At 67.9% G+C, this 13,863-nt stretch carries 16 protein-coding genes, 1 tRNA gene and 1 other RNA gene; 11 read left to right on the forward strand and 7 right to left on the reverse strand.

Annotated elements, in window-relative coordinates:
* Positions 1-17: 17 nt before the first annotated feature.
* An RNA gene (gene rnpB, locus PSV23_RS10515) (RNase P RNA component class A) lies at positions 18-395 on the reverse strand.
* 46 nt (positions 396-441) lie between these two features.
* Here rnpB and PSV23_RS10520 point away from each other — a divergent pair.
* Entirely contained in the window at positions 442-600 is a 159-nt protein-coding gene (locus PSV23_RS10520) for a hypothetical protein (RefSeq protein WP_300468651.1), read from the forward strand.
* Between the two features lies 1 nt (position 601).
* Here the strand turns inward: PSV23_RS10520 and PSV23_RS10525 are convergent, their stop codons facing one another.
* From PSV23_RS10525 to sppA, 3 genes are all read right to left on the reverse strand, one after another.
* Positions 602-1,303, reverse strand: a complete 702-nt coding sequence (locus PSV23_RS10525; protein ID WP_370461054.1) for an N-acetylmuramoyl-L-alanine amidase — start codon at positions 1,301-1,303, stop codon at positions 602-604.
* A 75-nt stretch (positions 1,304-1,378) separates the two neighbouring features.
* The gene (locus tag PSV23_RS10530; protein WP_300468655.1) at positions 1,379-1,696 is read right to left on the reverse strand and encodes a hypothetical protein; all 318 of its coding nucleotides are present in this window, start codon (positions 1,694-1,696) and stop codon (positions 1,379-1,381) included.
* Positions 1,697-1,802: 106 nt separating this feature from the next.
* Positions 1,803-3,581: a signal peptide peptidase SppA gene (gene sppA, locus PSV23_RS10535; RefSeq protein ID WP_300468657.1), complete on the reverse strand. Its 1,779-nt coding sequence runs from the start codon at positions 3,579-3,581 to the stop codon at positions 1,803-1,805.
* 155 nt (positions 3,582-3,736) lie between these two features.
* On the opposite strand from sppA, the gene PSV23_RS10540 reads away from it, so the two are divergent.
* The 5 genes from PSV23_RS10540 (at position 3,737) to PSV23_RS10560 (ending at position 6,827) form a co-directional block, all read left to right on the forward strand.
* Positions 3,737-4,663 carry an IS1595 family transposase gene (locus PSV23_RS10540; protein WP_300468659.1) on the forward strand — a complete coding sequence of 309 codons (927 nt, stop codon included), beginning with the start codon at positions 3,737-3,739 and terminating at the stop codon, positions 4,661-4,663.
* A gap of 59 nt (positions 4,664-4,722) precedes the next feature.
* Positions 4,723-5,199: a hypothetical protein gene (locus PSV23_RS10545; protein ID WP_300468661.1), complete on the forward strand. Its 477-nt coding sequence runs from the start codon at positions 4,723-4,725 to the stop codon at positions 5,197-5,199.
* A 106-nt stretch (positions 5,200-5,305) separates the two neighbouring features.
* Positions 5,306-5,896 (forward strand): hypothetical protein, encoded by a 591-nt coding sequence (locus PSV23_RS10550; protein ID WP_300468663.1) that lies wholly within the window; start codon positions 5,306-5,308, stop codon positions 5,894-5,896.
* A gap of 252 nt (positions 5,897-6,148) precedes the next feature.
* On the forward strand, positions 6,149-6,505 hold the full coding sequence (gene panD, locus PSV23_RS10555; protein ID WP_300468665.1) for an aspartate 1-decarboxylase: 357 nt from the start codon (positions 6,149-6,151) through the stop codon (positions 6,503-6,505).
* A gap of 166 nt (positions 6,506-6,671) precedes the next feature.
* Complete coding sequence (locus PSV23_RS10560) at positions 6,672-6,827, forward strand: hypothetical protein (protein ID WP_300468667.1); 156 nt, start codon at positions 6,672-6,674, stop codon at positions 6,825-6,827.
* Between the two features lie 118 nt (positions 6,828-6,945).
* On the opposite strand, the gene PSV23_RS10565 is transcribed toward PSV23_RS10560, so the two are convergent.
* Positions 6,946-7,758 (reverse strand): SIMPL domain-containing protein, encoded by an 813-nt coding sequence (locus PSV23_RS10565; RefSeq protein ID WP_300468669.1) that lies wholly within the window; start codon positions 7,756-7,758, stop codon positions 6,946-6,948.
* A 213-nt stretch (positions 7,759-7,971) separates the two neighbouring features.
* Between PSV23_RS10565 and PSV23_RS10570 the strand changes: the two genes are divergently transcribed.
* A tRNA-Ile gene (locus tag PSV23_RS10570) sits at positions 7,972-8,044 on the forward strand.
* Between the two features lie 107 nt (positions 8,045-8,151).
* The gene (locus PSV23_RS10575) at positions 8,152-8,355 is read left to right on the forward strand and encodes a hypothetical protein (protein WP_300468671.1); all 204 of its coding nucleotides are present in this window, start codon (positions 8,152-8,154) and stop codon (positions 8,353-8,355) included.
* A 6-nt stretch (positions 8,356-8,361) separates the two neighbouring features.
* Here PSV23_RS10575 and PSV23_RS10580 read toward each other — a convergent pair whose 3' ends face one another.
* Both PSV23_RS10580 and PSV23_RS10585 read right to left on the reverse strand, forming a co-directional pair.
* The gene (locus PSV23_RS10580) at positions 8,362-9,855 is read right to left on the reverse strand and encodes a hypothetical protein (protein WP_300468673.1); all 1,494 of its coding nucleotides are present in this window, start codon (positions 9,853-9,855) and stop codon (positions 8,362-8,364) included.
* Between the two features lie 15 nt (positions 9,856-9,870).
* On the reverse strand, positions 9,871-11,352 hold the full coding sequence (locus PSV23_RS10585) for a tetratricopeptide repeat protein (protein WP_300468675.1): 1,482 nt from the start codon (positions 11,350-11,352) through the stop codon (positions 9,871-9,873).
* A 266-nt stretch (positions 11,353-11,618) separates the two neighbouring features.
* On the opposite strand from PSV23_RS10585, the gene PSV23_RS10590 reads away from it, so the two are divergent.
* The 3 genes from PSV23_RS10590 (at position 11,619) to PSV23_RS10600 (ending at position 13,811) form a co-directional block, all read left to right on the forward strand.
* Complete coding sequence (locus PSV23_RS10590) at positions 11,619-12,113, forward strand: GAF domain-containing protein (RefSeq protein ID WP_300468677.1); 495 nt, start codon at positions 11,619-11,621, stop codon at positions 12,111-12,113.
* A gap of 175 nt (positions 12,114-12,288) precedes the next feature.
* Positions 12,289-12,966, forward strand: coding sequence for an SDR family NAD(P)-dependent oxidoreductase (locus tag PSV23_RS10595; protein ID WP_300468679.1), 678 nt, complete (start codon positions 12,289-12,291; stop codon positions 12,964-12,966).
* Positions 12,966-13,811, forward strand: coding sequence for a CoA ester lyase (locus PSV23_RS10600; protein ID WP_300468681.1), 846 nt, complete (start codon positions 12,966-12,968; stop codon positions 13,809-13,811). The genes PSV23_RS10595 and PSV23_RS10600 overlap by 1 nt, the downstream gene beginning before the upstream one ends.
* Positions 13,812-13,863: the final 52 nt, after the last annotated feature.

Below are 13,863 nucleotides of genomic sequence, written 5' to 3' on the forward strand. Positions count from 1 at the left end.
GCCTCTCCAAAAAGATAAATGTCAGACGGCCTGTAAGCCGGGTTCTGTTCCCGCCGAAGCGGGCGACGATCATTCCTCTGGACCGCCCCTCGCGGAACGGTTCTCGCGACCTACCCGGACGCCTCGGGCGATGAACCCTGCGGCCGAAACCGCGCGACGTCCCTATTCGGTCTTGCTCCAGGCGGGGCTTGCCATGCCGTCCCTGTTGCCAGGCACGCGGTGGGCTCTTACCCCACCCTTTCACCCTTACCGGCCTCGCGAGGCCGGAGGTTTGCTTTCTGTGGCGCTATCCCTCGGGTCGCCCCGGGCGGGAGTTACCCGCCGCCTTTTCACCGTGGAGCCCGGACTTTCCTCGACAGGGGCATAACCCCCGCCGCGACCGCCCGGCCGTCTGACGGGGCTCAATTGCGCTGCAAGCGGATCGGGGTCAATGATCACCTCGTGACCGAAGAAAAGCGCCTGCTGATTTCGAACTGCCTGTTCATAGTCGCCCTCGGAACGGGGGTGCTCATGATTGTACTCAGGCTGCCGTTCTGGCCGAGTTTCCTGGTGGCGATGGGCTTTCAGGTCGCCGCGATCTGGGTCAGGGCCAGCAGCTGAACTAGTTCAACACCCCCGTGACGCTCTCCGCCGTCGCCAGCTGCAGCACCCCCATCAGCGTCGCCCGCGTCTCGCCGTCGGCGATCCCGTCCACCTTCGACGGCCGCCAGTGCCGCTGGAAGGCCTCGACGGTCAGCCGGGTCGCCTCGTCATAGTCGCCGCCCGGCGTCAGGGCGTAGCCGAGACGGTGCAGGCCTGCGCGCAGCACCACCACGCCCAGCCCCTCGTCGCCCACGCCCAGCGGCACGCCCAGCGCCGCCGTCCGCTCCGGCGCGGGCTCGAACCACAGGCCGTGCCCGACCGAGGCCAGCCGCTTCCATGGGAAACGCTCGCCGGGATCCTGCTTCCGCTCGGGCGCGAGGTCGGAATGGGCGATGATTCGGGCGTCGGGGATGGTCCACCGTGTACGAATGTCCGAGATCAGGCTGATCACCGCGTCGATCTGCGAGTCGGGAAAATCGCGATAGCCGAACTCATGGCCCGGATTGACGATCTCGATGCCGATGGAGGCGGCGTTGCAGTCGGTCTCGCCCTGCCAGGCCCCCCTGCCCGCGTGCCAGGCGCGGCGTTCCTCCTGCACGAGGCGCAGGATGGAGCCGTTCTCCTTCACCACATAGTGGGCCGAGACCCTGGCTTCGGCGTCCTGCAGCCGGGCGATCGCCTCACGCGCGGTCCTCATGCCGGTATAGTGCAGCACCAGCATGTCGGGCGGGGCCCGGCGGGCGTCGAAATTGGGAGACGGCGCGTCCTTGACGACCAGCACCGTTGGCGTCCCGGCCTAGCGTCCGGTCCGCTCCCAGCCGTAGGCGACCCAGGCGCCGTCGACCTTGCGGGCCTCGATGACGTCGTCGGTGCGGCGGGCGCGGACGGTGACCTTGCGGCGGGCGCCCATGGCCAGTCCGGCGAAGAAGACCAGCACGGCGGCGAACAGGGCGATCACGGCCACGGCGGCGGCGGTGAAGACGGCCAGCACCGCGCCGACGGCCATGGCGACCAGGGTCGCCACCAGACCGCCGAGCCAAAGGATCGAAGCCACGAAACCATTGGCCGGACGGCGCGAACCGGGGCCGAAGATCAGACGGTCGGACTGGGTCATGACTTCACCTTCACAGACGCTGCGTGCAGCGCCGAACTCACAATGTCGGTCCATGAGGCTGAACGGTCAATGACCGGCCCCTTCACAGGCGAGTGTTCCCGCCGCACTACCAGGGCTGATCCGCCAGCACGGACGCGCCCGAGGCCCGGGCGCGGTCGGTCTGGATGCGACGAACCGTCGCCTCGGCGGCCGGGTCGTTCATGACCCCGCCGATGCCGACCAGGACCCGCGCGGCCTCACCCGAGACGCCGAACATCTCTGACAGGGCCTCGAACGGCGATTCCGGCGTCGGATAGCGTTTGAAGCGCACGGACTCGTCGGCGGGAATGCGGGCCAGTTCGCGCGCCTTGGCGATGGCCTCCTCCAGGCCGCCCAGCTGATCGACCAGACCAAGCGTCCTGGCCTGGGCGCCGGTCCAGACGCGGCCGCGGGCGATCTCGCGCACCCGGGCGGGCGCCAGGCGACGGCCGGTCGAGACGCGGGTGATGAACTCTTCGTACGTCCGGTCGATCTGGGCCGCGAAGGCCGCCCGCTGCGCCGGCGTGAACGACTGCGACGGCGAGAAGGCGTCCGAATATTCGCCGCCGACCGACAGGTTGCGCATGTCGACGCCGAACCGTCCCAGTGCATCGGCCAGCACGAACTTGCCGCCGAACACGCCGATCGAGCCGGTCAGGGTCGAGGGCTGGGCCACGATCCAGTTCGCCTCCGAACTGATCCAGTAACCGCCCGAGGCCGCGTAGTCGCCCATCGACACCACCACCGGCTTGCCCGCCGCCCTGGCCGCCCGCACCGCGGCCAGAATCTGTTCCGACGCCTCGGGCGAGCCGCCGGGCGAGGAGACGCGGAAGACGATGGCCTTGACCGCCTTGTCCTCGATGGCGTCGTAGAGGGCCTCGGCCAGATCGTCCGACATGATGGACGACCCGCTCCCGAACACATCGCCGCCGCCGGTGCCGGTGTTGATCGCGCCTTCTCCACCGACGATGGCGATCGCGTTCCGGCCCGTGCCCGCGCGTTCACCCTTCGCCGAGGCATAGTCCGCGAACTCGACGATCTCGGCTCCCCGGCCGGCGCGACGCCTGGCCTCGGCCTCGGCCTCCTCGACCTGGCCGATCTTGTCGATCAGGCGCAGCCGGCGGGCGTCGGCGGACGAATACGGCCCGGCCTCGATGGTCGCCCGCAGCGCCTGCGGGGTCAGCTTCCGGTCCTGGGCCGCATTGGCCAGGGCCGAGACATAGATCGACGTCATCCACGCCGTCATCGCCTCGCGATGGGCGGGGGTGAAGTCGCTCTCGGTGAATTCATTGACGGCGTTCTTGTACTCGTAGCGCTGCTCGAACTCCGGCGTGACGCCGTATTTGTCGAAGGCCCGGCCCAGGAATATGCCGTCGGACGAGAAACCCGCCAGCTGGAAGCTGGCCGTGTTCTGCATCCACAGTTCCGACGCCGAGGCGCCGACCATATAGCTGGACACCGCGGTTCCGACCGGCTGGAAGCCCTGGCTGTGGGCGATCACGACCTTGCCCGAGCGGCGGAAGCGGCGGACCGCCTGGCGGATTTCATCGGCCGCGGCCGGGGTGATGCCGCCCTCCGGCAGACGGATCAGCAGCGCCTTGACCCGGTTGTCGGTCTCGGCCTGGGCCAGGGCGTCGACGACCTGCAGCGTCGACAGCCCGCCGCCGCCGAAGACCGCGAACGGATTGGTCGGCGTCTGGTCCGTGATCCCTTCCCTCAGGTCCAGTTCCAGAACCGTGTGGGAGGGCGTCGGCTCCTTCGAGGACGCCGAGCTGATCGCCACGGTGATCAGGATGAACGGCACCACGATCAGGAACAGGAAAAGCCCGGCGAAGACGCCCAGCACGGTCAGGAAAAACTGCTTCATGGGACGGGACGTAGTCCGGATCGCGGGCCGGGTCATGGCCACATCCGGACCATAGGGCGGCCGGCCTTCCCGTCAAATGAACGTCCCGTAACGGCACTTATATACTTGACAAAGCAGCCTTGTAACCGCTAGGGTTTTCAGACTGGAGCGATACGATGAACCTGACCGACCCGATCTTCACCGATGCCGACAAAGCCAGAGCCCACCTGGAGCAAACCCGCTGGCCGCATGGCCCGGTCTGCCCGCACTGTGGCGTGGTCAATGAGGCCACCGAGATGAAGGGCCGCGCTCACCGTGCGGGCCTGTATCAGTGCAATGCCTGCCGCGATCAGTTCACCATCACAGTCGGAACCGTGTTCGAGCGCTCCAAGGTGCCGCTCAACAAATGGCTGCTGGCCACCTACCTCATGTCGTCCAGCAAGAAAGGCATCAGCGCCCACCAGATCGGCCGTACGCTGGGCGTCACCTACAAGACCGCTTGGTTCATGTGCCACCGCATCCGCGAGGCCATGACCGAGAACAACCCGGCTCCGCTGGGCGGTCCTGACCGCACCGTTGAGGTCGACGAAACCTACGTCGGCGGCAAAGAGAAGAACAAGCACTCCAAGGCGCGCGGCAAGAGCCCCAAGCACGCCGTGGTGACCCTCGTTGAGCGCGACGGTCGCGCCCGTTCATTCCATGTCGCCAACGTCACCACGAAGACCCTGCGCCCGATCCTCGTGACCGCCGCGCACCGCTCCAGCCACCTGATGACGGACGGCGCCAAGTTCTACATTCGCCCCGGCGAAGAGTTCGCCAGCCATAGCGCCGTCGATCACATCCGTGGCGAATACGTCCGCGACGGCCACAAGCATTCCAACACGGCGGAAAACTTCTTCTCGATCCTCAAGCGCGGGATCATCGGCACCTTCCACCACGTGTCGGAAGCCCACCTGAAGCGCTATCTGGCTGAGTTCGACTTCCGCTACTCGAACCGCGTTGGCCTCGGCATCAACGACACGATGCGCACCGACGAAGCCCTGCGCGGCATCGGCGGAAAGCGCCTGATGTATCGGCGGGCTGGTGAAGCCGCTTACGCGTAAGCAGAAAGCTAGGCGCATTGTTCGGCTTCGCGCTAGCCTTCGCAGAACGGAGGAAAGCGATGACTGATCCGATGACGGTGATGAGCGGTTTAACCGCGATAAAGACCGCGCTCGACATAACCAAAACGCTGTCGGATGCGCGCGACGCGTCCAAGTTGCTGGCGGTGAAGCTCGAACTTCAGGGCCTCCTGCTGGAGGCCCAAGAGGCCCAATCTGCGCTGGCCGGCCAGAAACGCGAGCTTGAAGAACGCGTCCGACAACTTGAAACATGGCACTGCGAGAAGGAGCGCTACGAGCTTCAGCAAATCGGGCGCGGAACCTTCGCCTACACGCTGAAGACGGAGGCCCAAGGAGCCGAACCGCCTCATATGATCTGTCCAAACTGCTTTGAGCATGGGCGTAAATCCATTCTTCAGGCGGCGGAGGCAGCGAGGGGCCAGCGCATCCATCGGTGTCCCGCTTGCAAGGCAGAGGTGGCTGGAAATATGCCGCCGTCGCAGCCCCTACCGGCCCGCTGCATCACCGGGATCGTCTGACGGCTTCTTCTTCTCATGCGGCTTGTGCGGCGTGTTCACGAGGTTCCGCAGAACCCGCTCGAACTCGGCATCGTCTTCTGGCGATTCAGGCTTAGGGTCTTCGGTCATGAGCGACACAATACCCCCAAATACGACCGCTTTTGAAATCCCGCTTACCGACAGGCAACTGATGCACCTGGGCCGGATCACCGCGACATGGGCTCAGGTCGAGTTCTTTATCGACCGCCTGCTCATGCTGGCGCTCGATCTATCGCCGCCAGAGTTCAACAAGGCTTATTCCGCCATGATGGTCGGCGGCCGACTCGACAGCCTAGACCTTGCGGGCCAGTCCGTTACCGCCCCGGATGAGGCAGACGCCCTGAAGGGATTTGTTGCCGCCTGTCTCAAAATTAAGCAGCCCCGCAATCATGCCGTCCACGGCCTTTGGGGCCTGAGAGTCAGCAGGGACAAAACATTCGCTGCTGCCCGCCACCGCAAGTCTCCGGGCTCGCCCATGAGGGCAGAGCGCCTAAAAAAGCTAGAGGCCGACATAGCCCACGCGTCTCTGCTTGGGGCAAACGCAGTCGGGGTTTGGACTGGCTCTAGGCTTCTCGTTCCGGGCCGACTGCACTTTGGTTCTGCGGAGAAGCCGCCAACGCGGCTCGGAGAATCTTACCAACTCGTTCGCGCGCGTCGTCCCACTCAGGGTCATAACTGAGGAAGGGCTCAACCCCCGCCTCAATCATAGCGGGGGTCACCTCGATCTCAGTCGTACCGGCCTGTCCAGAATCTTCTACCAACTTGGGCCTGCTTTGTCAGGTATATAAATGCCCCCGTAACGGGCGAATGCGCCGCAGCATCGGATGGTGCGCCGCAACGAGAACGATTGATGGCCCCCTCGCGAACCCCTATATGAGCGGTCTGCGAGCGGGGGCCTATCGCCCCGCGTCATTTCCGGACCGCACTCCCCATGCTGGTCACCCTGATGAAGGCCAAGCTGCACCGCGCCACGGTGACCCAGGCCGATCTGGACTATGAAGGCTCGATCGCCATCGACGCCGACCTGCTGGACGCCGCGGGCATCTTTCCGCACGAGCAGGTCGATGTGCTGAACATCACCAACGGCGCGCGCTTCACCACCTACGCCATCGAGGCCCCGCGCGGCTCCAGGGTCATCGGCGTCAACGGCGCCGCCGCCCGGCTGGTGCAGAAGCACGACAAGGTCATCATCGTCACCTACGGCCAGCTGCCGCAGGAAGAGGCGCGCCAGTGGTCGCCGACCGTGGTGCTGCTGGACGACCGCAACGAGATCAAGCACGCGGCTTGACGGCGGCCCGCGCCGGGCCTTCCCTGTCGTTCAGGGAGGACACCGATGGCGCGTACGATCCAGTGGCTGACGTGGGGCCTGTTCGGCCTCTACACCGTCGCGGGCGCGGTCGCCCTGATGCTGGCGACGCCGGGCGGCCTGCGCGTGCTGGGCCCTGGCGGACGGCATGGTGTCCTTCATCCCGGCGAAAGTCCTCGGACTGCCATGGAGCCTGCCGCTGCTCGTCATGGACGACGGCCCGGTCACCGCGCTGGCGGTGCTGGGCATCTGCTACGGCCTGAACGTCGGCGTGGGACTGATGCTGCTCCGCTCGCGAAGCTGAGGTGGCCAGTGGCCAGTGGCTAGTGGCTAGTGGCTAGTGGCTAGTGGCTAGTGGCAGGAGATTGGCAGGCGCGAGGACCGTGCGCCCGCCACTAAACACTAGCCACTAGCCACTCATTCTACCGCGCCAGATCGTAGACGCCGGTGATGTCGATCCGCACGGTCAGCTGGCCGGCGGCCACCGGGGTCGAGCCCGCGTCCGTGGCCATTTCGGCCCGGGCGTACTGCAGCATCGGCTGCGGCTGGGGCGAATAGCCGCCGCCCTCCGACAGCGAACGGATGCCGCCCAGATTGACGCCCAGGGCCTGGGCGTAAAGCGCCGCCTTGGCCTGCAGATTGCGCACCGCCAGCTGGCGCGCCTGGTTCTCGGCCGAGGTCGGGTCCTTGAGGCCGAACGAAATGCCGTCGATCTGGTTGACGCCCGCGGCCACCACGGCGTCGGCGGTCGTGCCGACGGCGTCGAGGTCGTTGATGATCACCGTCACCCGGTTGTTGGCCTGATAGCCGCGCAGCCGGGGTGGCTCGTTCTGGACGTAGTCGTACTGGGCCGACAGGTTCAGGCCCGAGGTCTGGACGTCGCGCTCGGCGATCCCGGCGCGGCGCAGGGCGGCCATGACCTCGTTCATGCGCGTCGCGTTCAGTCGCATGGCCTCGGCGGCGGTCGTGGCCTCGGTGACGACGCCGAAGCTGATGGTGGCCATGTCGGGCGCGGTCTTGACCTCGCCATAGGCCGACAGGTTCAGCGCCGGGCGGTCGGCGACGGCGTGGATCATCATTGGCGCGCCGCCCTCGGGCTGGGACTGGGCGCGGGCGGCGGGGGCGGCGAACAGGGCGGCGGCGGCCATCACCGCGCCGCTCATCAGCAACAGGCGGTTGGACATGCCGGCGACGGGGGCGGGCGCGGCGGCGGCGCGGGCGGCGGGACGGTTCATTGCGTCGAATCTCCTGGAAGCGGCGGGGCCGTTCACCCGAAAGTGGGTGACGACCATGGCCGCACCTTGACCATTGGCCGCTGAATGAACGCCACGAAGGCTTGGCAGTTTCCGTTCATCGCCATGAAATCGGCGACAGGTCGGCGGCGGGCCGATGACGGGCGTGCGGCGCTTGGCAAGTCGCCGCCCCGCCTGCTAGGCCACGCCCACGGCGGGCGCGTAGCTCAATGGTTAGAGCCGACCGCTCATAACGGTCTGGTTGGGGGTTCGAGTCCCTCCGCGCCTACCGCCGTCGGCAGCCCGAGTAGAGGGCGCTGGCCGGGTGCATTGCTGGAATCCGCTGGCAAGCCATCTTGCTCGAACGGCCAATGTGGTCGCTCAAGGAGCATTCAGATGACATCCCACACGTTCGCGCTGATCACCCCATCCAACACCCACTATGTCGACGTCGATCGTTCTGACGGCGATGAGCGCTCCTGGCGTGGCATCGTTCTCGAGAAGGGGCTGCAGGACGGCTTGGTAAGCTCAGAAGAAATGAACGCGACTTCGGTGTTACCCGCCGTTCGGCCAGCACCGCCTCATGCTCATTGGCGCTAAGCCCTCCTACCGCCCCCACATCCCGCCCCGGCCCCACCGGTCGTCGCCCCGGTAGCGGCTGTCCGGGATGTATCGCCCGTCGCGGTCGTACCAGCCCTGGCCGTCCTGATAGTCGCCATAGCCGTCCGGCTGATAGCCGTCGTCCTGATAGGGCAGGCCCAGCAGGCCGTCCTCGTCGTCCCACCAGTCGCGCGGGTATGAGTTGGTCTCGCAGGTCCAGCCCTCGCCGGGGCGCCAGTACGGCTCGTAGCGGCCGCGGTAGCGGTCGCGGAACTGGGGCCGGCAGGCGTATTGCGACCAGACGCGGTTGCCGCTGGCCTCCACCGTGGCGCGGGCCTCCTTGTAGATGACCTCGCGAACGCCGGCGAAGACGTTGTTGACGATCACCGCGTGACCCGAGGCGGCGGCGACGCCGACCGTGGTGGCGCGAATGCGGCTGTCGGCGAGGCGCAGCTCGCCGTTGTAGAGCACCACCCCCTTGTCCGAACGGCCGATGCGGCTGTTGTGGATCTGGACCGAGGCCCCCTCGACGGCGACGCCCTCGACATAGCCGACGATGGCGGTGTTCTCGATCTCGACCCGGCCGTACTCGCGCGCCGAGCGCACCACCACCCCGATCGAGCGTGGTCCGAAGGAATTGGGCGCGCCGGTTCCCTTCAGGGTCGTCGAACCGATGCGCGAGGTCTGCCCCGCGCCGGGGATCAGTTCCAGTCCCGACTGGGCGCCGGTGACCACCATCTCCCAGGCGGTCAGGACCGCGCCGTCGGCGACGATGGCCGGGGCGATGGTCTGGGCGTCGATCACGGCGTTGCGGATGTCCAGCAGGCCGCCGTCCATATAGATGGCCGCCTCGTCCCCCGCATGGCGGAAGCCGACGCGGTTCATGACGATCTCGGCGCCATAGCCGACGATGCAGGCGGCGTCCCCCGCGCGCGGCGAGGCGAACATCATGTCGCGAATCTCGACCCGCACCCCTTGAGCCACCGTCATGCACGGCAGGCCATCGGGCGCGATCAGGCCCGGCGTCGGATTGCGGTCCCAGTCACGCGGGTCAAAGCCGCCCTCGCCGATGATGGTCAGGGGCTTGTCGATGTTCAGCCAGCCGACGCAGGCTCCGCCGCGCGAACGGATGACCAGCGTCCCGCCGGGCCGCACCCGGCGCACCGCGTCCTCGACCGCGCCGGAGCCGGGATTGCCGCCGCAGTCGACCAGCACAATCTCTTCCCCGCGCGGATAGCCGCCCGGATAGCCGGGCCGCCAGTCGGGCCGGTGCCGGCCATAGTCATAGCGCCGGTGCGACGAGCCGCGGTTGCGGTAGCTGCGCGTCGGCGGATCCAGCAGAATGCCGAAATTGGGCCGCGTCTGGCTTTCCACCTTGGCGGCGACCTGGGCCCGCGCGGTCGGGGCGTCGGTCAGGACGAAGGCGCCGACGGCGGCGGCGATGACGAACGCGCCTCCGATGACGCTGGCGATCCGGGCGAAGGGCGTGGGGCTGGTCATGATGCTACGCCCTCCTTAGCGGCGCTGCTGCGAACGGGAGACCTGGGCCAGCACGGCCTGCAGGCGGCCGGCCGACGGGCCAAAGCCCGAAAGGGCGGAATCGATCCTCAGGGCCACGGCCTGGGCCTTGTCCTGATCGGCCACGCCCGAGACGCCGAGCGCGAAATAGCTCGACATGGCGAATTTGGCCTCGGGGCTGCCCTGGCGCGCCGCCTCGTCGAACCATCTGAAGGCGCGGGCGTAGTCGGCGGGCAGGCCGATGCCCTCGGCATACATCACCGCCAGCACCAGCTGGGCCTCGGACGAGCCGTTGATCGCGGCCATCTGAATGGCCCGCACCCGCTCCAGGTATGACAGCCGGCCCTCCATCGGATGGCCCAGCATGGCCTCCAGCGTCTCGATCTGGCGCTTGGACAGATCCTCGGGCCGGGCGACGGCGGTGTCGGTGATCCCCAGATAACGCAGGGCCCGGCCGACGTGGATGAACGGCAGTTCGCTCGCCATCCGCCCCAGCGCATATTCATAGGCGTCGCCGCGCGGACGGCTCTCGTCCGAGAAGGGCACGCCTGATTGCGGCGCGCTGTTGGGATAGAATTCGAACGGCGGCGTCCACTGCCTCGCCTTGGTCTCGACGAAGCGCTGGTACTGGTCGCGGCTCGGGGCCGAGCGCTCGAAATCCTTCAGCAGGACATAGGCCCCGACGTCGCCCGTCTGCACCGCCAGATAGTTGTACAGATAGGCGTCCACGTCGTTGCGCTGGAACAGGTTGGTGGCCGAGTAATAGCCGCGCCGGTTGCGGTCGCGGCCATTGCCGTTCTGGCCCCGGCCCCAGGCCTCGCGCGCCTCGCGATTGTCCTCGGGCTCGCCGAACGGGCCGTACAGGCCGTCGTGCAGCCGCGCCAGGGTGCGATAGCCGTCGGCGTCCTGGGTCGACAGCACATAGATGACGCGGTCGCGGACGGCCTCCTGCTCCTCGCGGGTCATCTGCCCCAGCTGGCGGTCCAGCCGCTGATAGGCCGCGTGGCGCTCATACGCCCGGCAGTCGTCGTATTTCGACAGCGGCCGCCAGCCGCCGAAGCCGCCGCGGTCGACCCGGTTGATCGGCGCATAGCCCTCGTCGTTCGAGAGGGCCAGGGCGTACCAGGTCGCGCTCTCGATCGGGTCTTCGATATTCTTGTCGGTCGCCCGCACGGCGGCGTAACGCGCCCCCAGCTCCAGCTGGGCGAAGAAGTCGCCGCGGAAGGCCGCGCGGCGCAGGGCCCGCAGCCCCGTCTCCTGGGCGTTGAACTCCGACCCCGTCAGCGAGGCCGGACGCGGACAGGCGTTGCTGGCCGCCCCGCCCGCCGGTTGCCAGAAGCGCACCCCGTCGCGATCGCCGCACGAGACCATGCCCAGAGCGGTCAGGGCGAGGACGCCCGCCACCGCCGCTATGGCGATCGGACCCCGCCGGCCGTTCGAGCGGGGCTGGTCGTCATGGTCCGATTGATCGCTGCGCATACGCCCCCCTTCGATCAAAAGCCGACAGCCCCGGGGCCCGCACGCTGAAGCTTGCGCAAGCGGGACAGTCCCGTCCAGTTAACCATCTGTCAAGGTTAACGCCGGTTTGCGACAAAGCGTTGCCGCAGCATCGCCCTTTTGTGTCCGAAGCCGTACTTATCCCCACGAATCAGTGGCTTGCCGACTCGCCCGTGAGGGGAAAACGGCCCCCTCGCCAGCGAGGGCGGCCATTCCTATATGCATCGGCCAGACCGCCGGAGCCCTGCATGTCCTACCTCGCCCGCGACGACCGTCCCGCCGACAAGGCCGCGCGCTATGCCGAACTGGAAGACGAGATCCTGGCCGTGCTGGACGGCGAGCCCAACCGCGTCGCGCGCATGGCCACCGTGGCCTCGATGCTGGCGGACGCCTTCCCCGTCTTCTTCTGGACCGGCTTCTACGTCGTCGACCCCGACAAGGCCGACGAACTGGTGGTCGGCCCCTATCAGGGCACGCTGGGCTGTCTGCGCATCGCCTTCGGCCGCGGCGTCTGCGGCGCGGCGGCCCGGGACCGGACGACGCAGATCGTCGACGACGTCCACGCCTTCCCCGGCCACATCGCCTGCGACAGCCGCTCGGCCAGCGAGATCGTGGCGCCGGTGTTCGACCCGTCCGGCGCCCTGATCGCCGTTTTCGACGTCGACGCCACCGAGAAGGCCGCCTTCGACGCGGTCGACGCCGAAGCGCTGGAGCGTCTGCTGGGCCGGGTGTTCGCCCAATAAACCCCGTCGTCCTCGGGCTTGTCCCGAGGACCCATCGTTCAACGGCCCTTGACCTCAGATCAGGTGAGAAGGCGCTTGGGTTGTCAAAGTCCTCGACCCGTGCGGCGGACAAATGGGTCCTCGGGACAAGCCCGAGGATGACGGGTATGGGGTAAGCGGATTTGGGAGAGACATCATGTCGGAACGGGTAATCGCGATCACGGGCGGCCACGGGGTTCTCGGCCGCGCCGTGGTCGAGGCGGCCCTCGTCGACGGGCTCAAGGTCGCGGTTATAGACCACGCGGCCGGCCAGTCCGTCCCCGAGGGGGTGCTGGAGCTGGGCGGCGTCGACCTGACCGACCCGGCCTCGGCGGCGAAGGCCATCGACGCCGTCGCCGCCCGTTTCGGCCGCCTCGACGCCCTGCTCAACATTGCCGGCGGCTTCGTCTGGCAGACGACCGACGACGCCGATCCGGCCTGGGCGAAGATGTTCGCCCTCAATCTGACCACCGCCCTCAACGCCAGCCGCGCCGCCCTGCCCCACCTGAAGCGCTCCGACGAGGGCCGCATCGTCAATGTCGGGGCCAATGGCGCGCTCAGGGCCGCGGCCGGCATGGGCGCCTACGCCGCCTCCAAATCCGGCGTCCACCGCCTGACCGAGGCCCTGGCCGAAGAACTGAAATCCACCTCAGTGACCGTCAACGCCGTCCTGCCCTCGATCCTCGACACCGACCAGAACCGCAAGGACATGCCCGACGCGGACCCGGCCACATGGGTTCAGCCGTCGGACCTCGCCCGGGTCATGCTGTTCCTCGCCTCGCCGGACAGCCGCGCCATCACCGGCGCCCTTATCCCCGTCACGGGCCGCGTCTGATGCAGCTGACCCGCTCGGTCCTCTACCTGCCGGCCAGCAATCCGCGCGCGATCGAAAAGGCCCGCGGCCTGAACGCCGACGCCGTCATCCTCGACCTTGAGGACGCCGTCGCTCCCGACGCCAAGGCCGAAGCGCGTCAGGCCGCCGTCGAAGCCCTGTCGGCCGGCGGCTTCAGCGGCCACGTCGGGGTCCGGGTCAACGGCCTCGACACGCCCTGGGGCGCGGACGATCTGACGGCCCTCTGCATTCACAAACCCGACTTCGTCGTCGCCCCCAAGATCGAGAGCCCGGAGGCCGTGCGCGAGGTCGCCGCCCTTCTGCCCGCCGACGTCGCCCTGTGGATCATGATCGAGACCCCGCTGTCGGTCCTGCGGCTCGACGCCATCGCCGGGGCCGGCGCGCCGCTGGCGGCCCTGATGCTGGGGATCAACGACTTCGGCGAGCGGATGAACCTCGTCCTCGGTCCGGACCGCGAGCCGCTGAAGCCCTGGCTGGCCGCCGTGGTCGCCGCCGCGCGCGGCCACGGCCTGCTGGCCATCGACGGCGTCGTCAACGCCACCGACGACGCCGATCGGCTCCGGATCGAATGCCTGCAGGGCCGCGCCTTCGGCTTCGACGGCAAGAGCCTGATCCATCCGGCCCAGATCGACGCCGCCAACGCCGCCTTCTCCCCCTCGCCCGAAGAGGTGGCCAGAGCCCGCGAGGTCGTCGCCGCCTTCGCCGCCGCCGACGCGCAGGGCAAGGGCGCGATCCGGGTCGGCTACCGCATGGTCGAACGCCTCCACCTCGACGCCGCCCACCGCCTGCTGGCGCGTCATGAGGCGGCGGCGACCCGCGACCGATGACCCGTCTCGACCGCCGCGACGGACAGGCCTATCAAGACCGTACTTCAATGCA

Source organism: Brevundimonas sp. (assembly GCF_029946145.1).
In the GTDB taxonomy this organism is placed as follows: Bacteria; Pseudomonadota; Alphaproteobacteria; order Caulobacterales; family Caulobacteraceae; genus Brevundimonas.